Genomic DNA, 22371 nt, shown 5'->3' with positions numbered 1-22371 from the left:
GTTTGCATGTGGTCATACTGGCTTGCTCCGGTTGCGTCAACGAAACCCCGAACTGGCGCGCAGCGTCAATGAAACCCCGAATTGCGGGGAGGGGAGGGCGGTCTAGCCGTCGTCGCCGCCCTCATCCTCGCTGCCGTCGTCCAGCGGCTCATGCTCCATGCGGCCGTGATCCTCGATCGGGCAAAGCGGCGCTCCGGCCAGCTCAAGCCATTTGCGCGCGGTCCTCACGGTATAGCCGCACGTCGCGCACTCGCATTTGAGCATCCGGGTTTTCTGCTTCTTCGGCGCGGTCGACTCCCCATCGGTGTCGAGACGGGCATGGGGGAGGGGGCCAACGGCGTCCAAGATCGGCGCGACGGCCGCAAGAAACGCCTCGCCGGGGGTGGTGGCGCGCATCGGCCCGACGAGCCCCAGCCCCAGCGCGATCCGTTTAAACGCTTTCCCATGCCCTGCCGGGATGCCGACGGCGGCATGGACCAGCTCATGCGCGAGGATGGCCGCGATCTGCGCCGGCATGGCGTCAGGCGCGTGCGCGAGGTCGGGCCGGATGAAGATTTCAAAATGCCCGTCCGCGCTCAGCCGGTTATCCCAGCACTCGCCGATCGCCTTGCCCTTCCGGCCCGAGCTGGTGAAGCCGATCGCCACGCGGATACGCGCGGGCAGGGGAGCGTCCAACGCCGCGAACAAGGGGGCCATGCCCGCCGCCACCCGATTGAGCCAGCTTTCCCGGTTGTCCTGTTCCATACCTTCTACTCCCTTCAAATCGCCCTGCGGGGCGATGGCTGCGGCCATCGCTCCCGAGTTCGCGCGGAGCAGCCGGCGAGAGAGGGGGGCAGCGGGAATCTGCGGGAGTGGTGCGGGCGGGCGCTTCGCGCCAACCCGGTCCCGCTGATTGCCGTTGCTGGGGAGAGGCGGCCGGGACCGCCTTTCCCCATGCGAACGAACATCATGCCGGCGCACGCCGGCACCATGCCCGAGATCCGCTTGCGATCTCGGCCCCGCCATGTGGGTCGTCACCTTCGGCCAAGACCGCTTGCGGGCTTGGGGAGCGAAGCGAGTAGAGCCACGGTGCCGCGCAGCGGCAGGCGCAGTCTCCTCGCCTAGATTGAAATTGTTGCTCAAATGAGCTACATCGTTCGTCTGACTAGGGAGATTCCAATGGCTGCTACCGCGTTCGTGCGTGCGCGCATCGACGAAACATTGAAGGATGAAGCCGCCGCCGTCCTAGCCGAGCTGGGGCTGACGGTTTCCGATGTGGTCCGCATGACGCTTACGCGGGTCGCCAAGGACCATGCCTTGCCGTTCGAGCTGAAGGTGCCCAACGCCGAGACGCGCGCCGCGATCGAATCGTCCCGCGCGACCATGAAGGCGCGTCGTGCGCGCTTCACCGATCCCAAGGAACTGTTCGATGCCCTCGACCAAGAAGCCCGCCAGCAGTAAGCGGGCTTCGTTCCCAAGAGAGGCATCCTACGAAAAGCGGTTCGTCAAGGATTGGGAGCGGCTGTCGCGCAGCGGCCGCTACAACATGAACCAGCTCAAGGAAGCGATGATGCTGCTCATCGCCAACGATGCGCCGCTTGGCCCGGAATGGCTGGACCACGCCCTCAAGGGCGATTGGAGCGATCATCGCGAGTGCCATATCGGCGGCGATTTCCTGCTGATCTACACGATTGAGGGCAATCTGGTGAACTTCGTGCGCGCGGGAACCCATTCGGAACTGTTCGAGTAATCGGCTCGACGGCCGAACGTTTGGAAGGCAGGGCAATGAACGCCGACGACATGAAGGTCGAAACCTTCGCCTGCGTCTTTGACGCAATCGCCGACACGCCGGAGGAGGCGACGGAGTTGAGGACGCGCGCGGACCTGATGCGGGGCATCACCGCGCGGGTGAAGTCGTGGGACGTGCCGCTGGGCGAGGCCGCCAAGCGGCTCGGGCTGACGCCGCCCCGCCTCAACGACCTCCTGCGCGGGAAGTTTAACAGATTCTCGCTGGATGACCTGATGACCGCCGCGACGGCGGCGGTCATCGCGCCGCCGGCACCGCGCAAAAGCTCGTGGGATGACCTGCGCGGGATAGTGAAGGGCAACGGCGCGCGGTTCACGATCGAGGAAATCAACGACGCCATCGCCGAAGCCGGCGCAGCAGCCGGCATGGCCGGGATGAACGACCATGACGGGGACTGATCGAAACGGCGAAATCCTTTATCCACCGATGGAGGCGGCCGAAATCCGGCGGTGCGCCAGGAGAGCGGTTTGAGCCAGGCCGGGTTTGCGCGCTTGCTGTGGGCGCACAAGCGCACGGTCCAGCGCTGGGAGGCCGGCACGATGCGGCCGACTGGCGCGGCGCTCGCCTTGCTGACGCTGGTGAAGCGGCGCGGCATCCAGATTCTCACCTAGAAGGATTGATAGAATGGCCGGCCATCGCCCCTTTTCCGATCTTATGAAAGATTGGAGTCCCGAGCGCCGCGCGCGTAATGAGGCCCATAAGGCGAAGTTGGAGGCCGAGTTGATGGGCCGCGCTGCTACGCGCGATGCGATCGAAGAACTGGAAGCTGGCAAGGGCGTGCGCTTCACCAGCGTTGAGGCGCTTATGTCTGATCTCCATGATGACGATTGATCGACCCGAAACGGCGGCCGAGTTTTTCGCGCGGCGCTCCAAAGGTCGTGCGGTGGGTGATCTCGACCGCATTCTCGACAAGGTGCCTGATCGGCCGCCGGAACCCGGCGACGAATTGAAGGCTGGACGCCCGATCGCCTACATCGCCGGTAATCGGCGAGGGTGCCGCGAGATCCGCGCACGCGATCTCGCCCGCCATGTGGGCCGGAACCTTGGGCCAGGACCGCTTGCGGGCTTGGGGAGCGCAACGAGTAGGGCCACGGTGCCAGCGCCAGGCGCTTAGATCATTTTGGCTATCAGCCTTGCACTAGTGCAACCTTTGCACTACATTGAAGCATGGTCACGATGTTTCGCGGTCCCCGCTGGAAAATTGCCGTCTATGGCCGCGATCATGGCGTGCCGCATTTCCACATCGAAGGCCCGGATTTCCGCTGCTCGGTGGCGATTGCATCGTTTGACGTGATCGTGGGCACCGTGTCGGCGGCGGTCTTGAAGGACGCATTGGAATGGGCGCGGCCTAATCAGGCTTTGCTCATGCAGACGTGGCAGGAGTTGAACGGATGAACATCACCGACAAGGCCCGCACCATTACCGCCGTGCGCGCGACCGGGCCGTCATCGCTGCATCTGTCCTGGTCGGAAGGGACGGCGGCTGATCTCGATCTTGGCGCGGTCCTCGCCGATCGCGCCTTTGCCGCGCTGCGCGATCCGGGCGAGTTCGCCAAGGTCGAAGTGGGCGATTGGGGTCATAGCCTGGCCTGGCCTTCGGGTGCGGAGCTGGGCGCGGACATGCTGTGGCTCGAAACGCTGTCGGCAACCGGGCATGGCGATGTGCGCGCCTTCCTCGAATGGCGGCTGCGCCATGCGCTGTCGCTGTCGAAGGCGGCCGATGCGCTTGGCGTCTCGCGCCGCATGGTCGCCTACTACTCCAACGGCGAAAAGAAGGTGCCGAAACCAATCTTGCTGGCGTGCCGGGGCTGGGAAGCCAGCAATGGGCTATACCGGGCCGCCTAACCGGACATGAGAGCGATCTTCATCCGCCACGGCGAAAACACCGGCAACGCCGGCGTGCCCTGCCACGATCTCGCGACGATCGCGCTGACGGAGCGCGGCCACGAACAGGCGCGCGCGGTCGCGGCGAGCTGGACGCAAGCGCCCGCGCTCATCGTCACCTCGCCCTATACCCGCACCCGGCAGACGGCCGCGCCGACGATCGCGCGCTTTCCAGGCGTGCCGGTGGAAGTGTGGCCGATCGAAGAGTTCACCTATTTGCAACCTGCGCGCTGGAACGGCACGCGCAGCGCCGAACGGATGCCGCACCTAGAACGCTATTGGCGCGAGGCCGATCCTGACTACTGCGACGGGGAAGGGGCGGAGAGTTTCAGCACCCTGTTACGGCGCTGCGAGGCGGCGCTAACGCGCCTCGCCGCCATGCCTGCGGGATCGCTGGCCTATGTGTTCGGGCATGGGCAGTTCATCCAGGCCGCGCGCGCGATCGTCGCCGACGCCCATCTGGACGATCGGGCCAAGATGCGCGCTTTCTGGCGCAAGGGCGAGCCGCCCGCGATCGGCAACGCGCAGCGGGTAGGGTTTCATTGGCAGGGCGACCGCTGGACCTGCGCGCCCGCGCTCGCCGCCTAGATCAACACGCGCTCCACCTCGTCCAGCGTCACGTCATCGGGGCGGCGGTCATAGAGCTGGGTGGTGCGCGTCGAGCTATGGTTCGCCATCGTCGCGGCCGTCTCCAACGTGCCGCCATTCTTCAAATAGGTGGTGATCCCGGTCGCGCGGAAACTGTGGTTGCCGATCGCCGTCCCGATCCCGGCCGCCGCCGCGCGCCGGCGCACCATCGCGAAGGCGTTGGCTTGGGGCAGGGGGGTATCGCTTAGTCGCTTAGTGCTGCGCGCGATCGTGCGGAATAGCGGCCCCTTGCGGTCCTCGCGCAGCTCGCAACCGTCGATATAGGCGGTTAGATAATCCTCTAGATTGTGGTGGCAGGGCATTTCATGGCGCTTGCCGCCTTTCTCATGCAGGCGGACCCATAGCCGCCGATTCTGCATGAACACGTCCTCGACCCGCATCGCCAGCGCCGCGCCGATCCGCGCGAAGCTATAGACCATGAGACCGATCAGCGCGCGGTCGCGCAGGCCCGCATGGGTGGTCACGTCGATGCTGTCGAGCAACCGCCGCGCCTCGTCGGGGGCCAGTACCGGCGTCTTGCCGCGCCGCTGGCTATGCGCCGGCCCGCGCACCGATCCGGCCGGGTTCGCCGGCACGGCATGACCCGTCACCAGCCAGTCGAACAGGTGGCGCACGCCGGCGAGCTGCTGCTTGACGCTGGGGGCGGCCAGCTCGCGCCCCAGCGCCTCGACCCAGGCCGCGACATGAAGCGGCTGCACCTGGGCGAGCGAGGCGACGCCGCGCGCCTCGCACCAGGCCAGGAAGTCGCCGGCCGCCCGCGCATAGGCGCGGCGTGTATGCGGATTGCGGATGGTGACGGCGAAGAACTCAAGGAATCGAAGCTGCGCGCGCTCGTCGGCCGCCGCGATCAGCGCCGGCAACGCCAGCGCGGGCGCGGGCGCGGGGAGGGGGGCGAGCTGGTTCATCGCGCGATCTTCTCCCATCGCGCCGGCGCGGGACGCGGCGCGGCCATCTTGCGGCGCAGCTCGTCGAACACCTCGTCGGCGTCGCGGACGCGGCCAGCCTCCGCGTCCTCAAGGCCGCGCTTTATCGACCCGTCCAATATCCGGCGTAGCAGCTCGTCGCGTAAATCGTGGTGCGGCTCCATGTCGATGAAGTTCTTGACGATCGCGAACACCGCCTCGGAAGGATCGGCGAACATGCCGCGCTCGATCCGCTCCAACAGCCAGTCGGCCTGATCGCCGGTAAGATACGCCTCGAAGCGCAAGCCGCCCGCGCGGGCCTGCTCGCGCAGCGCCTTGGCCTGGTCGCGCTCGGCATAGTTGTCGGCGAAAGCCGTGTCCTCGTCCTGGTCCATATCGCTCCCTTTCGGCGGTGGATCTCGGGACCGTTTAAACGGCTCCATCGGATCGCCATGAGTGTGTGATAAAGGACATTATCACACATAGGAGGGAGCGTGAATCCCGCGTGTGTCAGCATCAGGCAATGGCGTCCACGATCGCCCGTTCAACGGGTGAATAATCCCCCGCCGGCCTGTCGAGACAGTTGGTGCCATGCGGAAAGAGTGGAGGCTGGGCATGAAGCGAGGCTTGGTACCCCTAAGCTGATCCTGCCACCGCGCGCGAGCGCGCGTGAGCCCGATGAGTCGAGTTGAATCGGCTGCGCGACGGATCGTGCTGCAAACTAACCTGTTTTGCGGACCGACGCCGCTGAGGAGCGCAGCCTAGCCGATCACCACGCCTTTCCAGTTCCGCCGAGGACGGGGCTTCGAATGCTTCTCCACCACGCGCCGATCCAACAATGGGGTGTCCCTGTGCTCTATTAATCGCTTTAATCGAAGCCGGCCGCGCCACAGGCGGCTTTTGAAGGTGCCCGCCGGAATGGCCAAGCTGGCCGCCGCTTCCTCGATAGATAGCCCTTCGGCGGCTAACAGGATCGCCGCCCGCTGGTCGGGGATCAGCTCGCCAAGCGCCCAATTCACGTCGCGCAAATCCACCGCGGCGCCTTGCCCCCCGGCGACGCCTAGCAGCCGGTCAAACGCATCTTCGGGAAGGTCGGCATGGAAGGGGGCGCGGCGACGCCCCGAAAGAAAGCTGTTCCGCATCACGGTCCGCATCCACGCTCCCAGATTCGTGTCGGGCACGAACGAACGGCGGGCCACCCAGCACCGGAGCATGGTCTCTTGCAACAGATCGTCGGCGTCAGCACCGCCGCTGCCGGTAAGGCGGCGGGCATAGGCACTGAGCGACGCAGCCTGCTCGATCAGCCCAGCCCCAAAGTTGTCATCGAACAAGCCGTCGATGCGCTCCGACTGTTGGGCGAGCGGGCGGAAGCCCGTTCGACGGTGTTTGAATGCGTTCACCGGACGATCGCCAGTCCGACCCGGAGGCGGGTCATGCGGCGGTTATAGTCGAGCAGGTTCTCGCCATATCCCGTGAAGGCTTGGCCGAAGAGATAGAAATTCAGGTTTCCGCCGATCAGTCGATCGATCGGGTAGGATATGTCGGCATCGATCGCGCCTTTGCCAGATCCGAAATTGAGCCGGGTATTGGTCGTGATTCGAAGCCCGTCGTCCTCACCGATCTCTGCAAACAAGCCCGTATTGCCACGGTAGCGCTTGATGTCCGGATTGTCGCTGAGGCTCCCGGCGTAGAGCCAGAGACGAGGACCGACGCTGAGGCGGTAGCTCCCCAAGGCAACCGAGGCCACCGGCTGCACATAGAGCGTGTTAAGGCTTCGGGACCCCGCACCCGATCGCCCGTTGGACTCATGTCGGAAGCCGCCTTGGCCGCCGAGCGAGACGCCGCTCCCGATGCCAATGGTTGGAGCGAGGTAGAACAGCTCGGGCACGAAGTCGATGTTGCGAAAGGGAGACGACTTGGCCCCGAGGTCCCAGAACATGCGCTGGGTGTAGGCGAAGTGGAGTCCCTGCTCCCATGATTGCCGCCGGTCCGGCGCGGCCGACGGGCCGAATAGCTGATATTTGAAACTGATCTGCAGCCGGGCATCACTATTCGTGCCGGGACCGTAGGCGGCATAGATCGGCGCATAGGCGGAAAGATTGGACAGGAAGGCATTGCCGGCCGCAACGTCATTGGTCGCGAGGTGTGTCTGCGGGACAGACGTATCCCAACGGGGGGTCGCGGGACCGGCGCCTCCACCCGCCGGCGCCGGCGGCGGAGCGGACACGCTCCCTCCTACCGCAAACGCAAGGCGCTGTGCGCTCCATCCGGGTACGGCCAGCACTGCCTCTCCAGCGGCTGTATGCGGTGGCAGGTGCAGGATGTAACGTGCCCTAGTGAAGCCACCGGCAGGCACACTCACGGCGGCCGGCGTCTGCGGCGCCCGCTCAAGGCTGATATTGCTAGTGCTGCGGTTGACCGTCAGTTCGGCTCCGATCTGCGGCGGCAGGGCCATGGCTTCGGGGGCGGAGCCGCTGTTCAGCAGGCGAAGCTCGACGGAGGCGGCGCCGTAGGCATCCCCGTCTGCAACGGCGCTGATTACAAGCTCAATCTGCGATGCTGTCGTACCCGCTTCCGCGCGGGTCGGTCCCGCCGCCAACCCGAGAGCGATGCACACAGCGCCGCCATATCTAATCATCGGTCGAACCCTGCGCAGCATGACATTCGGGAATTGGCTGTCGTTCCGGTGCTATGGTGGCGAGATCGACGATCGAGAGCTTCATTGGAGCAACCCCTTCGATCTCAACGCAGCGGGCACCGGGCTGCGCACTTAGAAGGTGTAGGCAACGGACATGAAGCCGCTCGGCTGCCAGCGGCGCTCGTTCAGCGGGCTGTCCGCGGCGTCCCCGAGCAGCCGGGTGACGCCGCCTGTCGCGCCAAGGCTCCAGTGGGAATCAAGGCGATAGCTGGCGGTGATGAGGCCCGACACGTCCTTGAAGCCGCTTCCGGCACGATAGAAGGGCAGGCCCGAGGCGATGGCTTCGCTCGCGTCGATGCCGAAATAGCGATTCATATGCTTGCCGTTCGCCCAGCTCGTGCCGATCGTCGGGATAACCGTCATCCGGTCCGAGACGGGGAGCGCATAAGAGAGGCTGGCATCCGCTACCACGCCCCGGGTGCCGCCTTCCACCGCCTTGGTGGCGCCCACCGTGAAGGACAGATTGTCGAGCTTGAGGTTCGCGAAGAGCCGGCCACCGGCCGTGGTCGAGACGCGCCGGATGCCGTCGGGCACATCACGCCGCCTGTAGCCGCCGACCAGCGCTACGCTCGCACCCGCCGTCAATGGGCCGATCTCGATGACGTTTACGCCGATGCCATTGCGCAGGCTGACGAAGAACTGCCCGAACTGCGCATCGATCACGGGGATCGGCAGGAACCGATAGTCATCGGAGCCCTGATAGTCGGGAACGACGCCGGCGCCGGCGCCGAGCGTCACATGATCGCCGGACTGGGCACTGGCCGCTGCCGGCAATGCCAGCGCCGCCAGCAGCAGAGTTGGCCATGCGAGACGCCCTATACGGCTGGATAACGTCATGCACAGATACTCGCATCGTTTCGGAAAATGGCGCGCCTCGCCCTTGAAAGGGGTAGGCCGGACATCGTGGCGCCATGCCAGGCCGTGCTCGCGGATTTCCTGTCCAGCGGGCGCGGCGCGCCGCTCTCCCGCCGAGAGCTCGAACAGCGCCATCGGCATCGCCAACATCACATCTTGCAGGTCTGGGGTTTCTTGCCCGGCCTGGTGAGTTCTATGGCGGCCTCGTCGCCGGCTACCGTGTGCTTGCCATCGGTGAACGCTTCGCCGGGTGCGGGCGCCTTAAGCTGCGATATCGTGCCTTCGCTGCGCAGATTGATTGTCACGTCGTCGGAGAGGAAATCGATCGTGACGACGCTATTGTCCTCGCAGCGATAGGGGTGGCTCGCTTTGATCGATGGCGGCAGCGTCACCTGCACGTTCTCGACGATGGTGTTCTCCGCGCCATCCGTGCCGGTGTCCTGTCCGCACCCTGTCAATGTGACCGTGGTGGACGCCAACAGGACAAGAATAGCGGCCGTCGATATCCTGGGATGATGAAATAGCCTCATATGCGCTGCGCTTCCTCATGACTCTTGAGGTTGGAAAAGCCTGATTCTCGCGCGACAGCGGGCATGATCGCGACTAGGTGCCGCAGCGCACCGCAATTGATGATGCGGCGATTCATTCTTCACGCCTGCCGCCTTGACGCTTGCGCCGTGCGGCATCAGGCCGATTGCGGCCAGTGCCTTGCTTCGTTGCCCGATCGACAGGGGATAAGCACGTTGAATCGGGCCCGGCTATACTGGTCGAGCCGATGGCTCGGCGCAGATGCAGGATCGGTCTGTGACGGTCCGGTCCGGTCGTATCATGGCTCATTCGAGATCCCTTCCGCCGCTCGGCCGAAAGCCAGGCGATCGCATCGCAGGAGACGGACAAGGGTCGCGCGGGTCCGATCTGAAAGGGGTCCTGCCAGCCGACGCCTGTGACCCAGGGAGACACGCCACGCGGCTTCGGGATAATCGGCTGGCAGGACGGCAGGCAAAGCCATACCGGAGGGGGGATCCGGTGAACGCATGCCCGCCAACCGGTAAGGGCTGACAAGACAGCGGCAAGCGTTGGAGACAGAGAGGACGTCCCCTCGCGCTCGCGCGACTGCAAAAGGGCGCGCACGATCTCTTGGGATCGAGAAGCATATCGTGATTGATCGGCTTCCCTCCACGTACATTATCCTTTCCAGTGGAGTGAGCGCTCACTACCATTAAGGGAGTAACCCTCCTGCGTCACCTCGTCAACCAAGGAGCGAAATGTTCTTTGAGGTTGGAGCGGCCTTTTCTGAGAACGGCGGAGCAATATTCGACCACGGTAGCGGCGGGATAGTCCTGCTGCGGGCGGCGTAAAAGTCGTCCACCTTGAAGCCTTTCTGCCGAGTCAGGGAGGTGTGGGGATCTACAGCGTGGAACTTTATCTTCAGGTCCGTCTGGCTTGCGCGGATGGCATGAGCCAACGGGCGGCGGCGAAGCGTTTCAATGTGTCGCGCGAAACGGTACGCAAGATGCTGTCGTTTTCATCGCCGCCGGGTTACCGGCGCCAGTCCGTACCGCAGCGCCCGAAGCTGGACGGGTTTGTGGCGATCATTGATGGATGGCTTGAGGGTGACCGCAGTGTCCCGCGCAAGCAACGCCATACGGCGAAGCGGGTATTCGACCGTTTGCGCACCGAGCATGGTTTCACCGGCGGCTATACGATCATCAAGGATTACATCCGGGAGCGCGAACAGCGCAGCCGGGAGATGTTCGTGCCGCTGGCGCACCCTGCGGGAGATGCGCAGGCCGATTTCGGGGAAGCGCTGGTGGAGATCGGCGGGGTGGAGCAGAAGGCCTACTTCTTCGCGCTCGATCTGCCGCACAGTGATGCCTGCTATGTGCGGGCCTATCCGGCGGCGGTGGCGGAGGCCTGGGTGGACGGACACGTGCATGCCTTCGCGTTTTTCGGCGCGGTACCGCGCTCGATCGTCTATGACAACGATCGCTGCCTTGTGACGAAGATCCTGCCCGACGGCACGCGGCAGCGTGCCACGCTGTTCAGCGCTTTCCTGTCACATTACGTGATCCGCGACCGCTATGCTCGCCCGGGCAAGGGGAACGAGAAAGGCAATGTGGAGGGGCTGGTAGGCTATTGCCGGCGCAACTTCATGGTGCCGATCCCGAAGTTCCCGACCTGGGAGGCGTTCAACCTGTGGCTGGAGGAGCAATGCCGCAAGCGCCAGCAGGACAAGGTGCGCGGGCAGAGCGAGACGATCGGTGAGCGGCTGCAGCGCGATCTCGCGGCCATGCAGCCTCTGCCCGCTACACCCTTCGAGGCCTGCGATCAGAAAGGCGGGCGGGTCTCCTCGCAATCCCTGGTGCGCTACAGGACCAACGATTATTCGGTTCCGGTGGCCTGGGGCCATCAGGAGGTCTGGATCAGGGCCTATGTCGATGAGGTGGTGATCGGCTGCCGCAGCGAAGTCATCGCCCGTCATCCTCGTTGCTATGCCCGCGAGGAGGTTGTCTTCGACCCGCTCCATTATCTCCCGCTGATCGAGCAGAAGATCAACGCATTCGACCAGGCTGCGCCTTTGCAGGGCTGGGACCTGCCCGAAGCGTTCACGACACTGCAGCGGTTGATGGAAGGGCGCATGCACAAACATGGCAGGCGCGAATATGTGCAGGTACTGCGCCTGCTGGAAACGTTCACCCTCGCCGATCTCCAGGCGGCGGTCGAACAGGCCATCGATCTTGGCGCCATCGGCTTCGATGCCGTCAAGCACCTCGTCCTGTGCCGGATCGAACGCGTACCGCCCAGGCTGGACCTGGACGTCTATCCCTTCCTGCCACGCACCACGGTCGAGAAGACCTTTGCCAGAGCCTATCTGAGCCTGCTCTCCGACCGGCAGGAGGCCGCATGAGCGATCAGGCCCCGGAGATCCTTCTCGCTCACCATCTCAAGGCGCTCAAGCTGCCTACGTGCCTGCGTGAGCATCACAAGCTCGCGCGGCAATGTGCCGCTGAAGGCGTCGATCATATCCGCTTCCTCGCCCGCCTCGTCGAGATGGAAATGATCGACAGGGAGCGTCGCATGGTCGAGCGGCGCATCAAGGCCGCGCGCTTCCCCGCCGTCAAAAGCCTCGACAGCTTCGACTTCGCCGCCATCCCCAGGCTCAACAAGATGCAGGTGCTCGAGATGGCGCGCTGCGAGTGGATCGAGCGGCGTGAGAACGCCATCGCTCTGGGGCCATCAGGCACCGGAAAGACGCACGTAGCGTTGGGGCTCGGACTGGCAGCATGCCAGAAAGGACTGTCGGTGGGCTTCACCACCGCGGCAGCGCTGGTCAGCGAAATGATGGAGGCCCGCGACGAGCGCCGTCTTCTGCGCTTCCAGAAGCAGATGGCCGGATACAAGCTGCTCATCATCGACGAACTGGGCTTTGTGCCGCTCTCCAAGACCGGCGCCGAACTGTTGTTCGAGCTGATCTCCCAGCGTTACGAACGCGGCTCCACCTTCATCACCAGCAACCTGCCCTTCGACGAATGGACCGAAACCTTCGGATCTGAGCGTCTCACAGGCGCGCTCCTCGATCGCCTGACCCATCACGTCAGCATCCTCGAGATGAACGGCGAAAGCTATCGCCTCGCGCACAGCCGGGCCCGCAAGGCCAAAACCAGACCCTGAAAATTACACCAATGCCGGGGGGAGTGGCCCTCGGGCTACGCCCTCACGCCACTACCCCCGGCATGTAACACGATGGCCTGGTTTTACGCCGCCGAATGGCCGACTTTTGCTCCGCCGTTGACACCCGAAATCGGCAATGATCACGCTTGCTGCCTGCACCCATGCGCGCCGCACCGGCTGCACGGCGTTGGTCAGGTCGAAGAGGATCGAATCGATGGGCACGAGGTGTCTATTGCCGAAGCAATGATTGCTTTGTCAATTATTTGGTGCGCGTTTGGTCGCCCCTAAGATGTAGCGCGGGCTCTGTTGCAAAAATCGTGAAGCTTGAGCATGCTTGGCGGAGATTGGACGGACGGAACGATGACGGATTTCAAGTGGCGCCATTTCCAGGGTGATGTGATCCTGTGGGCGGTGCGCTGGTATTGTCGCTATCCGATCAGCTATCGCGACCTTGAGGAAATGCTGGCGGAACGCGGCATTTCGGTCGACCATACGACGATCTATCGCTGGGTCCAGTGCTACGCCCCGGAGATGGAGAAGCGGCTGCGCTGGTTCTGGCGGCGTGGCTTTGATCCGAGCTGGCGCCTGGATGAAACCTACGTCAAGGTGCGGGGCAAGTGGACCTACCTGTACCGGGCAGTCGACAAGCGGGGCGACACGATCGATTTCTACCTGTCGCCGACCCGCAGCGCCAAGGCAGCGAAGCGGTTCCTGGGCAAGGCCCTGCGAGGCCTGAAGCACTGGGAAAAGCCTGCCACGCTCAATACCGACAAAGCGCCGAGCTATGGTGCAGCGATCACCGAATTGAAGCGCGAAGGAAAGCTGGACCGGGAGACGGCCCACCGGCAGGTGAAGTATCTCAATAACGTGATCGAGGCCGATCACGGAAAGCTCAAGATACTGATCAAGCCGGTGCGCGGTTTCAAATCGATCCCCACGGCCTATGCCACGATCAAGGGATTCGAAGTCATGCGAGCCCTGCGCAAAGGACAGGCTCGCCCCTGGTGCCTGCAGCCCGGCATCAGGGGCGAGGTGCGCCTTGTGGAGAGAGCTTTTGGCATTGGGCCCTCGGCGCTGACGGAGGCCATGGGCATGCTCAACCACCATTTCGCAGCAGCCGCCTGATCGGCGCAGAGCGACAGCCGGCTCTGTTGCAAAAATCGTGAAGCTTGAGCATGCTTGGCGGAGATTGGACGGACGGAACGATGACGGATTTCAAGTGGCGCCATTTCCAGGGTGATGTGATCCTGTGGGCGGTGCGCTGGTATTGTCGCTATCCGATCAGCTATCGCGACCTTGAGGAAATGCTGGCGGAACGCGGCATTTCGGTCGACCATACGACGATCTATCGCTGGGTCCAGTGCTACGCCCCGGAGATGGAGAAGCGGCTGCGCTGGTTCTGGCGGCGTGGCTTTGATCCGAGCTGGCGCCTGGATGAAACCTACGTCAAGGTGCGGGGCAAGTGGACCTACCTGTACCGGGCAGTCGACAAGCGGGGCGACACGATCGATTTCTACCTGTCGCCGACCCGCAGCGCCAAGGCAGCGAAGCGGTTCCTGGGCAAGGCCCTGCGAGGCCTGAAGCACTGGGAAAAGCCTGCCACGCTCAATACCGACAAAGCGCCGAGCTATGGTGCAGCGATCACCGAATTGAAGCGCGAAGGAAAGCTGGACCGGGAGACGGCCCACCGGCAGGTGAAGTATCTCAATAACGTGATCGAGGCCGATCACGGAAAGCTCAAGATACTGATCAAGCCGGTGCGCGGTTTCAAATCGATCCCCACGGCCTATGCCACGATCAAGGGATTCGAAGTCATGCGAGCCCTGCGCAAAGGACAGGCTCGCCCCTGGTGCCTGCAGCCCGGCATCAGGGGCGAGGTGCGCCTTGTGGAGAGAGCTTTTGGCATTGGGCCCTCGGCGCTGACGGAGGCCATGGGCATGCTCAACCACCATTTCGCAGCAGCCGCCTGATCGGCGCAGAGCGACAGCCTACCTCTGACTGCCGCCAATCTTTGCAACAGAGCCCCCAAGCGGACGCCGCAGACGTTGCAGACCTGTTACAACCGTTGCAGCGACTATTTCCTGTTGCAGGACGGGGCCGCGCCCACGCTGGACGATGCTCGCGAGCTTTTCTCCGATGTGCCGCCCGAAAAGAGCGCCCACAATCAAGCTGTCCTGGGATGGAAGGGGCCTGGCGGCCTATATGCAATCGCGGCCATCCTCCGCGATTATCCGCGTGATGGCACATGGTATCTCGGCTTCATGATCGTAGATGCCGCACAGCGTGGTCGTGGCGTCGGACGCTCAATTTACTCGACGGTCGAAAGCTGGGCCGCTGCGAGAGGTGCCACAGAGATTCGGTTGGCCGTGCTGGAAGCGAATGAAGCGGCAGAGCGATTTTGGCGTTCTCTCGGCTTCATTGAGTATCGGCGCGTTGGGCCAGACACCTTCAAAATGCGTAGCCATCGCCGGATAGAACTGAGCCGTCGCCTTTCTGGCCCAGTCGGCCCGAAGCTGCGATTTTGGCCATGTTGAAGAACAAAGATTGAACATGGCGATCTACCAGGCTCGCTCTTGTCCTCCAATCTCGTAAACATCGGTCTCGATCGAGCACCTGTAGCTCTCTGCGATGTTGAACATCTCTGTCTGGAGAGATGCGATCTCATCATCGAGGCTGACGCCATCGGCACCCTGATCATAGGCGACGGTCAGCGTGTAATCGCAGTTCCCGGTCTTTTGCATCTGGTAATCCCGCTCCAGCATCGCCTCAATGCGCTCGCGAGCGGGCTTTCTGCCACGACCATGCTTGTTGAAGTTCTCGATGGTCAGATGCAGGGCGATGGTGACAGAAGGCGGCTTTTCCGGCAGCCCGATCCTTGAAGGAATGACGTCAAGCGCCCGATAGACGGTCATTCTTGAGATCTTGAGGTCGCGCGCGACGCTGGCCTTGCTCGCGCCGGCGGTGATCCGGCGTCGGATTTCATCGTCATCGATGTTTTTCTTCCGGCCTTTGTAGACGCCTTCGGCGCGCGCCGCCTCGATCCCGGCGCGCTGCCGGTCCTTGATGAACGTCAGTTCCATGTCCGCGACCATGCCCAGAATGGTGATCACCATCCGCCCCATGCTTCCGGCCGTCGTCACCTCCGGCTCAAGCACCCGCAATGAGGCTCCCTTCTGGTCGAGTTCATGAACCAGATTGAGAACATCGCGTGTGGAGCGACCGAGCCGATCGAGACGCAGGACGACGAGTTCGTCATCGGCGCGCAGGAACTGCATGATCGTCTCAAGCTCCGTGCGTCCAGTGCGCGATGCGCCCGAGCCTGTTTCGGAGCGGAGGATTTCACAGCCCGCTGCCTTCAACCGGGCAACCTGGATGTCGAGATCCTGGTCGATGGTGCTGACGCGGGCGTAGCCGACGCGGGTCATGGGCAAATCCGTCACATTAGGGTGGCTTTGCCCTCGTACAGTAACATTGGTGACGGAACCACCCTTTTGTGACATGTCGTATATGTCACTTCCGATCGTCACGTTCGGGTGCACCCAAATGGTGCGAGCGGAAAGGCCCCGGTCAGGCAGCAAGCCGCCCAAAATCGATCCGGCTATTCAGATCGAGGTCGAAGCGGCCATAAGGATTGACGTGGCTGTAAATCAGCGGTGTGAGGCCGCGATAATCATCCGGCGTCATCCGGCCCGTCCATTTCGGTTCCACCAGCACGCTCTGAAGCATTCGGGTGTTCACATAGACAAGCGACGCTTGCAGCAAATGTAGCGCCAGGACCGAGAGCTGCTGCTCATCGATGCGGTTAGTGGCGATCTCGCCGCCCTTGCCGAAGAAAACGAACCCATTGGCACTGTTCCAGTTTTCAACGACATTCAGGCCTTCATGAATTTCGCGGCGGAAGGACTCCTCGCGCAGATACCGGCACAGGAAGATCGTCTTGACCGCGCGGCCCAGCTCACTCAACGCCTTGTAGGTCGGGTGCATCACCTCGGAGCGGCTAAACCGGCGCAGGATCGCCTCCGGGTCGGCGGTTTTTGTCTGCATCGCGGCTGCATATTTGACCATCTCGTCATATTGCTGCTCGATCTCATCCCAGTTGATCGGACTGGAGAGGATCGGCTGCAAGTGGGGAAGCCGCGTTCGCATGCCGACATCGGGAAGAGCCAGCTTCTGGCGAGCGATCGCTTTCAGGCGGGGTGCAAGCTCAAATCCGAGAAGCCGGCAAAATGCAAAGCCAACCGCGCTTTGGCCATGACTATCAACATATTGTCGCTGGATTTCCATGTCGGTGCAATGGCGCAGCACGCCCTCGATCATGGAGGCGACCTCGGAGGAAGAGCAGCGCTTGAGCTGGGAATAGACGCATGTCGCGCGTCGTTCGACATGCCAGTAGATCATGACGCCCCGTCCACCATAACGCGCATGCCATTCCGTCATCAGGTTGCGATCCCAGGCTCCGAACTTTGTGGAATCTGACGCACAGGCCGTGCCGGCGTCCCCCCAGACTGCAGCATTGCGGATTGCCAGGGTCGCATTCGCAACCCTGGCACACGCCTCCTTGAGCGCCGCGGCATGAACGAAGCGGCGATGGACATGCAGCAGCTCTTCATAGCTGACATCGGGGGTGGCGCCGGCGATCCGCTTGAGCCCGGCATTCGTTCCCAGGCCGTAGAGGCATAGCAGGAGACGTTGATCCAGCGCGGTTTTCGGCAGTGCAACACGCGAGGCCGATGTTTCGAACGCTTCGAGAAGTCCCGTATCAAGGGCAGCCTCCTTCAGTACGTCGAGCAGCCCGGTCATCGGCCAGCGTTGGCCGATCTCGGTCTTGATCGAGGCGAGACCCCTGGGTTCGGGCAAGGGTTTGAACGGGGTGAGAGATATACGGTTCTCGCCGCGCCACAGCAGCCGAACCTTGTCGTTCCGGGGAATATTGGCATTGAGGAGCAACAGTTCCTGAGCAAGCTCTTCCCGGATGGCGCTTGAAAATGCACGCGCATCCGCCGTCAGGTTCAATCCTGTGTAATATGCTTCTCGCCGCGCATCGAAGTCCTTGGGAAGATCGTCATCGGGATTGCGGTATCGGTCCGCCCCGACAACCCAGATTTCCTTAGAACGGATGCGATCGCGCAGTTGCGCGAGGACACAAAGCTCATAACTGATCCGGTTTACGCGCCCCTCTTCATCAATGACGGAACTGCGCCATCTCGCCGGAATGACCTCGTCGACCGGCACTGCGTGCGGCGGCACGTAGCGGCATCCATCATCCACTTTGCTTCTGATCCAGTCCAGGGCCGCCAGCACCGGACGCCACACGGCGTTGTTCGACCGGAACTCCAGTGCCGAAAGCAGGCTTGGCAGCATACGGCGATAATGATTGGCCCATGACCTCCGCATCACCTTGTAGATCCGCCGATCCAAGGCGCCCTTTGCCTGGCTTTCCTTGATGATCGCCGCCAGTTTGTCCTTGCCGGCGATTGGGAAAATGACATCGCAGATGCGCCCGGATGGATCGTCGATCGAAGCGCTGGCAATCTCGACCAGGAGTCGCTCCTTGCCATAGACCCGCTCGATGTCTTTCGCGATATCGCCCACCACCTTGCGTTTCGAGCGCGATCCGATCTTATGGACCGTCTCGATCAGCAGGTCGACCATCGCATCCGTAAGCTGAGCTTCCCGCGCCATCAGATAAACGGCATAGAGCCCGAGCTGGCGCGCCGGTACATGCCGGCGCATCTCCGAGGCTTTCTCGCCGGCAACCCGGCGAACGATCTGATCGACCCATGCCTTGCCCGTGACCGATAGGAAATCTCGGGGAAGAGCAAGCCGTTGGATAAAGGCGAGTTTGGCGGTCACGCCAAGAATGTTTTCGAGCGTCGCCTGACCTGCATCCCCCTTCATCGTGTTGAAGCCGGTCGGGCCATCGGGATCGGCGAGCGAGGCTTCCAGCAAGGCGACCGCATCCGGCGCAAGCCGATCGCGGACTCGGGCCAACAGGGCCTCCAGATAGAGGTGTCGTTGCGAACGGACGAGGCGTTCCAGCTCCTTGCGCGACGGCCCATAGATACGGCGGTCGCGGCACCACAGGAAAACATGCTCGAGCATGGCATTGATCGGCTGCCCGCCCGCACAAAGATCGTCGGAAATCCACCTCGACAACGCCCTGCGATCCGTCTGCGTCATACGGCGGAACCCGAGATGCCGCAAAATCTCCGCGCAATGCCGGCGGGCGGTGCGCCCGGAAAAATCATAGTGGTTCACGGATTTGGCATCGAGACCAAGTTGCTCCGCCAGATACAAGACACCGTCGGAGGGTATCGACGCATGATCCGGCACAAAGAAGCCATGCCCGGCGAAAAATCTAAGCTGAACCGCCAATCCCAGTCGTGCCGTCTCCGCTTTGCCGGTCACGAACGCGATGTCCGAAAAACTCAGGCTCCAGGAGCCGATCAGATCCCCACTCGAAACGCCAAGGCTCATAACGCCGCTCCCTTATCGGAGCGGAACGTCGTTCCTCGCATGGGCGATCGTCAACAACAACCAGCCCGTTCCCGACGTGTTCTCCAAGATGACCAAAATCGCAGCTTCGGGCCGACTGGGCCTTTCTGGCGCGACCGTAGAAGGCAGCAACAAGTAAGATCTCGCGCCGGCTATCTGGGCGAGCTTGGCGTAGGATTCCGCCCCCTCCCGCAAACGCCCCCTGGATGTTCCTGCGCGCGGAATGCCTTGTCGATGGCGTGCTGGACCGGGACCGGCTGCGGTATGTGACCGGGCGCGAGGTGCAGGCCGGTCGCATGACGGAGGATGATCCGCTGCGCCGCTACGCATTGGGCGATGACTCCGCCTTTGATGGGCTTATGGCAGCGCCGCCGCCACAGAAGCGGACGCGCCATTAGGACCGGCTCAAATTCTACGCGCTAGATCCTCTGACCCCGCGAGGATCTAGCTTTCCAAAAAATCAGCCGCCTGGGAAGCCCGTAGAGCGCCATGCCGGCCGAACCCTCCCCGACCTTGCCGAACGTCTGAAATGAGGCCCAGCGGCCCGGAAATCGCGCCTGTGGCGACATTTCCGCCTGCCCTGCCCTCTCGGATTGATCGCTGTCCTATCCGCCTGGCTTTTCTGGAAAGCCAATTGCGACGGTGCCGCTGGCGCTGTGGCTGCGATGGAGGCGCAGCGTTTAAACGATCCCCTTTCTAACAAAAAGCGTGCCGGCGAAGCCGGCTCATCATGGGGATGCCGGGTGGGAGGATCGCTAAAGCGATCCGGGGCGGCCGAAGGCCGCGAGCCGGCGGGGCGAAGCCCCAAGAGGCGGTGTTTTTCTTCTTTCTGATTGTGCCTGAAGCGCGGCGCTGGTGAGTCGCGCTGCCGTTGTCCCGATTTTCGGGACAAGCTGTCCGATCTGGCGGGACGCTGGTGGGTGAAACCACGATGATCCAGCCTCTCGTCATAATCTTCCGCTGAAGTTATCCACAGGTCAGCCTAGTGTTAAAATATGGGTTTAGTGATGTGTTACGGAAATTCGGCCTGCCCGGAAAGGCGCAGAAATCCTCGCTTTTTTGGCAGAAATTTGCCGCGCGGTGAATCCGCTCTGACGAAAAAGCGAATCCAGAGTGACGAAAAGGCGAATCCACTATGACGATAGCGCCAGGCCTTCCCTGCCGCGCTCAAGCGTAATCGAAATGACGATAGCGCGGCGGTGAATCTGAAATGACGATAATCCGCTTGCGTATGTGAAATGACGATAGTAGCCCTAGCGTTAGTGAAATGACGATAGACCCCTCCCCTTCCCTGTTTGACGCGCCGATCGCCGCGCCGGTCTCGGCCGTGGACGGCGACGATCGCACGCCGCTGCTGCCGGTGCGCCATCCCAACCAGGACTTGTTCATCTGCGACGTGCTGGACGCCATCCCCAAGGATGACATGGCCTCAATGGAGCATCCGGTGTTTTCGCTCTCGACCAAGCCCGACAACCGGACGCGGCGCTACGAGCATAACGGCAACGTCATCGAGATTATCCCCTCGGGCAAGGGGCTGGCGACGATCCACGACAAGGACATATTGATCTACTGCATTTCGCAGCTCGTCGCGAAGATGAACCAGGGCGAGCAACCTAGCCGCACGGTGCGCCTGCAAGCCTATGACATGCTCGTCGCCACCAACCGGCAAACCAGCGGCGAAGGCTATCGACTGATGGCCGACGCCCTCACCCGCCTGCGCGGGACCACGGTGCGGACCAATATTCAAACGGGCGGTGTCGAAGAAACGCGGATTTTCGGCCTGATCGAAGAGGCCAAGATCACGCGCAAGACGTTCGATGGCCGGATGCTCGATCTCGAAATCACCCTGTCGGATTGGGTCTATCGCTCGGTCATCAGCAAGAACGTCCTGACGCTCCACCGCGACTATTTCCGGCTCCGCAAGCCGTTCGAGCGGCGCATGTATGAACTGGCGCGCAAGCATTGCGGCGTGAAGGACGAATGGAAGATCGGCCTAGAGTTGCTACAGAAGAAATGCGGCTCGAACAGCCCGCTCCGAGTGTTCCGGGCCTTGGTCAAGAAGGTCTGCGAGCATGACGCCGATCACGGCCATTTCCCCGACTATGCGGTGACGATGGATGATGACGTGATCTTGTTCCGCAACCGCTCGGGCCTCAAATCCAAGCCCGATCCGGTCGCCAGCGCCGGCGACGATGCGCCCTATATCGACCCGGAAACCATGCACGACGCCAAGACGGCCGCGCCAGGCTATGACGTGTATGCGCTCTATGACGAATGGGTGTCGTGGTGGCACGACATGGGCAAGCCCGAACTCAAAAGCCCTGCCGGGGCCTTCCTCGGCTTCTGCAAGAAACGGCACGAACGCAAACCACTACGCTGATCCCCTGCTCTATGCGGGCAAGCGGCCATGTTTACTTACCCGCATGTTTGCATGTGGACATGCTCACTTGCCTACAGGGCTTTCCCCCATCTTGCGAAGCCAGTCGTTGAACGCCTCGGCCATCGCGTCCTGTAGGCTCATGCCGTGCTTGCGGGCGGTCATGTGCATGGCGAAGGACATTTCCGGGCTGAAATAGCCCGTCATGGCCTTCTTGCCCTGACGGCTCGGCGCAACCGGGTTGCTGCTCGATCCGCTGCCGGAGCCTGCGCCAGTGCCACGGGCGATCGGCGCGGCCGCCCTCCCCTCCGGCTCGACCATCGCCGGCGCTGGCGCTGCATCGCGATCCCGCAATGCGAGCAATGATCCCTTCCGGCTCATGCGTTGGCCCTCCGCTTCCTAGATGCTTGCATGTTTACATGCTCGCATGTCCACTTGTAAAGCTGGCGCACCTCATCGGCCGCCTTGCCGCTCGGCTCGATCTCCATCGCCGTCTTGCCCTCGGCCGCCGCGTGGCGAAAGGCGGCGCGATCCGCGATATGGTGGGGGCAGGCGTCAAGCCCATAATCCTGCACGAGCTGCGCGGCTTCGTCATACATGCGCGGCGCGGTCGGGCTTCCCGCCGTGAAGATCACGAAAGCAGGCTTGCCGCGCATCTTCACAAGGCTGGCGGTCGTCTTGATCGCCGCCAAATCGAACGCGCTGGGGCGGCAAGGGATCAACACTAGGTCGGCCGCCTCGACGGCGGCGCTGGCGGCGCTGTCGGCGTGGGGCGGGGTGTCGATTACGATGAACGCCGCGCCCTGGCCCGTCGCCTGCTCGATCTTGGCGGCAAGGCGAGGGGGCGCGCTGTCGATCACGACCGGGGGCGCATCCTGTCGCCATGCCGCCCACTGGCTCGCCGTCGCCTGCGGGTCGACGTCGATCACAAGGGCGGTATGCCCGGAATCCTCGGCGGCGGCGGCCAGGTGCAAGGCGAGGGTGGTTTTCCCCGCGCCGCCCTTCTGGCTGATGATCGCGATTGTTGGCATGTGAATATCCTTACATGATCGCAT

The 22371-nt window shown here is 62.9% G+C and carries 27 protein-coding genes; 16 read left to right on the top strand and 11 right to left on the bottom strand.

What is annotated here, in order from left to right; all coding sequences use genetic code 11:
• Nucleotides 1–102: 102 nt before the first annotated feature.
• A complete protein-coding gene (locus tag SAMIE_RS23135; RefSeq protein ID WP_008831324.1) occupies nucleotides 103–744 on the bottom strand; it encodes a SprT-like domain-containing protein in 642 nt (213 codons plus the stop codon).
• A gap of 414 nt (nucleotides 745–1158) precedes the next feature.
• Between SAMIE_RS23135 and SAMIE_RS23125 the strand changes: the two genes are divergently transcribed.
• The 8 genes from SAMIE_RS23125 (at nucleotide 1159) to SAMIE_RS23085 (ending at nucleotide 4257) form a co-directional block, all read left to right on the top strand.
• Nucleotides 1159–1440, top strand: a complete 282-nt coding sequence (locus SAMIE_RS23125) for a type II toxin-antitoxin system RelB/DinJ family antitoxin (RefSeq protein ID WP_007685985.1) — start codon at nucleotides 1159–1161, stop codon at nucleotides 1438–1440.
• Nucleotides 1409–1729 (top strand): type II toxin-antitoxin system YafQ family toxin, encoded by a 321-nt coding sequence (locus SAMIE_RS23120; protein ID WP_007685988.1) that lies wholly within the window; start codon nucleotides 1409–1411, stop codon nucleotides 1727–1729. The genes SAMIE_RS23125 and SAMIE_RS23120 overlap by 32 nt, the downstream gene beginning before the upstream one ends.
• Nucleotides 1730–1764: 35 nt before the next feature.
• Entirely contained in the window at nucleotides 1765–2184 is a 420-nt protein-coding gene (locus SAMIE_RS23115) for a helix-turn-helix domain-containing protein (protein ID WP_066704185.1), read from the top strand.
• Between the two features lie 51 nt (nucleotides 2185–2235).
• The gene (locus SAMIE_RS23110; protein ID WP_015449421.1) at nucleotides 2236–2397 is read left to right on the top strand and encodes a helix-turn-helix domain-containing protein; all 162 of its coding nucleotides are present in this window, start codon (nucleotides 2236–2238) and stop codon (nucleotides 2395–2397) included.
• Nucleotides 2398–2410: 13 nt separating this feature from the next.
• Complete coding sequence (locus SAMIE_RS23105; RefSeq protein ID WP_008831325.1) at nucleotides 2411–2617, top strand: hypothetical protein; 207 nt, start codon at nucleotides 2411–2413, stop codon at nucleotides 2615–2617.
• Nucleotides 2618–2953: 336 nt separating this feature from the next.
• Entirely contained in the window at nucleotides 2954–3181 is a 228-nt protein-coding gene (locus SAMIE_RS23095) for a DUF4160 domain-containing protein (protein ID WP_020817904.1), read from the top strand.
• Complete coding sequence (locus tag SAMIE_RS23090) at nucleotides 3178–3630, top strand: DUF2442 domain-containing protein (RefSeq protein ID WP_008831328.1); 453 nt, start codon at nucleotides 3178–3180, stop codon at nucleotides 3628–3630. Before SAMIE_RS23095 ends, SAMIE_RS23090 begins: the two co-directional genes overlap by 4 nt.
• Nucleotides 3631–3636: 6 nt before the next feature.
• Entirely contained in the window at nucleotides 3637–4257 is a 621-nt protein-coding gene (locus SAMIE_RS23085) for a histidine phosphatase family protein (protein ID WP_008831329.1), read from the top strand.
• Here SAMIE_RS23085 and SAMIE_RS23080 read toward each other — a convergent pair.
• The 6 genes from SAMIE_RS23080 to SAMIE_RS23055 all read right to left on the bottom strand — a co-directional run bounded on the left by SAMIE_RS23080 (nucleotide 4254) and on the right by SAMIE_RS23055 (nucleotide 9251).
• Complete coding sequence (locus tag SAMIE_RS23080; RefSeq protein WP_008831330.1) at nucleotides 4254–5222, bottom strand: tyrosine-type recombinase/integrase; 969 nt, start codon at nucleotides 5220–5222, stop codon at nucleotides 4254–4256. The two genes, SAMIE_RS23085 and SAMIE_RS23080, sit on opposite strands and share 4 nt — an antisense overlap.
• Nucleotides 5219–5614: a hypothetical protein gene (locus tag SAMIE_RS23075; RefSeq protein WP_008831331.1), complete on the bottom strand. Its 396-nt coding sequence runs from the start codon at nucleotides 5612–5614 to the stop codon at nucleotides 5219–5221. The genes SAMIE_RS23080 and SAMIE_RS23075 overlap by 4 nt, the downstream gene beginning before the upstream one ends.
• A gap of 366 nt (nucleotides 5615–5980) precedes the next feature.
• Nucleotides 5981–6619, bottom strand: coding sequence for an RNA polymerase sigma factor (locus tag SAMIE_RS23070; protein ID WP_017183397.1), 639 nt, complete (start codon nucleotides 6617–6619; stop codon nucleotides 5981–5983).
• Nucleotides 6616–7878, bottom strand: coding sequence for a phospholipase A (locus tag SAMIE_RS23065; RefSeq protein ID WP_081490922.1), 1263 nt, complete (start codon nucleotides 7876–7878; stop codon nucleotides 6616–6618). The genes SAMIE_RS23070 and SAMIE_RS23065 overlap by 4 nt, the downstream gene beginning before the upstream one ends.
• A 111-nt stretch (nucleotides 7879–7989) precedes the next feature.
• Nucleotides 7990–8907: a MipA/OmpV family protein gene (locus SAMIE_RS23060; RefSeq protein WP_232037503.1), complete on the bottom strand. Its 918-nt coding sequence runs from the start codon at nucleotides 8905–8907 to the stop codon at nucleotides 7990–7992.
• A gap of 14 nt (nucleotides 8908–8921) precedes the next feature.
• Nucleotides 8922–9251, bottom strand: a complete 330-nt coding sequence (locus SAMIE_RS23055) for a hypothetical protein (protein ID WP_126516978.1) — start codon at nucleotides 9249–9251, stop codon at nucleotides 8922–8924.
• A 935-nt stretch (nucleotides 9252–10186) separates the two neighbouring features.
• Here SAMIE_RS23055 and istA point away from each other — a divergent pair.
• The 6 genes from istA to SAMIE_RS23015 all read left to right on the top strand — a co-directional run bounded on the left by istA (nucleotide 10187) and on the right by SAMIE_RS23015 (nucleotide 14978).
• A complete protein-coding gene (gene istA, locus SAMIE_RS23050) occupies nucleotides 10187–11680 on the top strand; it encodes an IS21 family transposase (protein ID WP_011950768.1) in 1494 nt (497 codons plus the stop codon).
• Nucleotides 11677–12444 (top strand): IS21-like element ISSsp5 family helper ATPase IstB, encoded by a 768-nt coding sequence (istB, locus tag SAMIE_RS23045; RefSeq protein ID WP_007686288.1) that lies wholly within the window; start codon nucleotides 11677–11679, stop codon nucleotides 12442–12444. Before istA ends, istB begins: the two co-directional genes overlap by 4 nt.
• Before the next feature lie 72 nt (nucleotides 12445–12516).
• Entirely contained in the window at nucleotides 12517–12732 is a 216-nt protein-coding gene (locus tag SAMIE_RS23040) for a hypothetical protein (protein ID WP_126516977.1), read from the top strand.
• A 72-nt stretch (nucleotides 12733–12804) separates the two neighbouring features.
• Nucleotides 12805–13569 (top strand): IS6-like element IS6100 family transposase, encoded by a 765-nt coding sequence (locus SAMIE_RS23030; protein ID WP_001389365.1) that lies wholly within the window; start codon nucleotides 12805–12807, stop codon nucleotides 13567–13569.
• Between the two features lie 80 nt (nucleotides 13570–13649).
• Nucleotides 13650–14414, top strand: coding sequence for an IS6-like element IS6100 family transposase (locus tag SAMIE_RS23020; RefSeq protein ID WP_001389365.1), 765 nt, complete (start codon nucleotides 13650–13652; stop codon nucleotides 14412–14414).
• Nucleotides 14415–14489: 75 nt separating this feature from the next.
• Nucleotides 14490–14978, top strand: a complete 489-nt coding sequence (locus SAMIE_RS23015) for a GNAT family N-acetyltransferase (RefSeq protein ID WP_232037505.1) — start codon at nucleotides 14490–14492, stop codon at nucleotides 14976–14978.
• Nucleotides 14979–15002: 24 nt separating this feature from the next.
• On the opposite strand, the gene SAMIE_RS23010 is transcribed toward SAMIE_RS23015, so the two are convergent.
• Nucleotides 15003–15869, bottom strand: coding sequence for a recombinase family protein (locus SAMIE_RS23010; RefSeq protein ID WP_006961816.1), 867 nt, complete (start codon nucleotides 15867–15869; stop codon nucleotides 15003–15005).
• A 142-nt stretch (nucleotides 15870–16011) separates the two neighbouring features.
• Nucleotides 16012–18921: a Tn3 family transposase gene (locus SAMIE_RS23005; RefSeq protein WP_006961814.1), complete on the bottom strand. Its 2910-nt coding sequence runs from the start codon at nucleotides 18919–18921 to the stop codon at nucleotides 16012–16014.
• A 224-nt stretch (nucleotides 18922–19145) separates the two neighbouring features.
• Between SAMIE_RS23005 and SAMIE_RS23000 the strand changes: the two genes are divergently transcribed.
• A complete protein-coding gene (locus SAMIE_RS23000; protein WP_232037504.1) occupies nucleotides 19146–19337 on the top strand; it encodes a hypothetical protein in 192 nt (63 codons plus the stop codon).
• A gap of 869 nt (nucleotides 19338–20206) precedes the next feature.
• Nucleotides 20207–21319 (top strand): replication initiator protein A, encoded by a 1113-nt coding sequence (locus SAMIE_RS22995; RefSeq protein ID WP_007686147.1) that lies wholly within the window; start codon nucleotides 20207–20209, stop codon nucleotides 21317–21319.
• A 63-nt stretch (nucleotides 21320–21382) separates the two neighbouring features.
• On the opposite strand, the gene SAMIE_RS22990 is transcribed toward SAMIE_RS22995, so the two are convergent.
• Entirely contained in the window at nucleotides 21383–21697 is a 315-nt protein-coding gene (locus SAMIE_RS22990) for a ribbon-helix-helix domain-containing protein (RefSeq protein WP_007686146.1), read from the bottom strand.
• Nucleotides 21694–22347: a ParA family partition ATPase gene (parA, locus tag SAMIE_RS22985; protein ID WP_007686145.1), complete on the bottom strand. Its 654-nt coding sequence runs from the start codon at nucleotides 22345–22347 to the stop codon at nucleotides 21694–21696. Before parA ends, SAMIE_RS22990 begins: the two co-directional genes overlap by 4 nt.
• Between the last annotated feature and the right edge of the window lie 24 nt (nucleotides 22348–22371).

Source organism: Sphingobium amiense, assembly GCF_003967075.1.
GTDB classification, from domain to species: Bacteria; Pseudomonadota; Alphaproteobacteria; order Sphingomonadales; family Sphingomonadaceae; genus Sphingobium; species Sphingobium amiense.
This window is presented reverse-complemented; position numbering and strand designations above follow the sequence as displayed.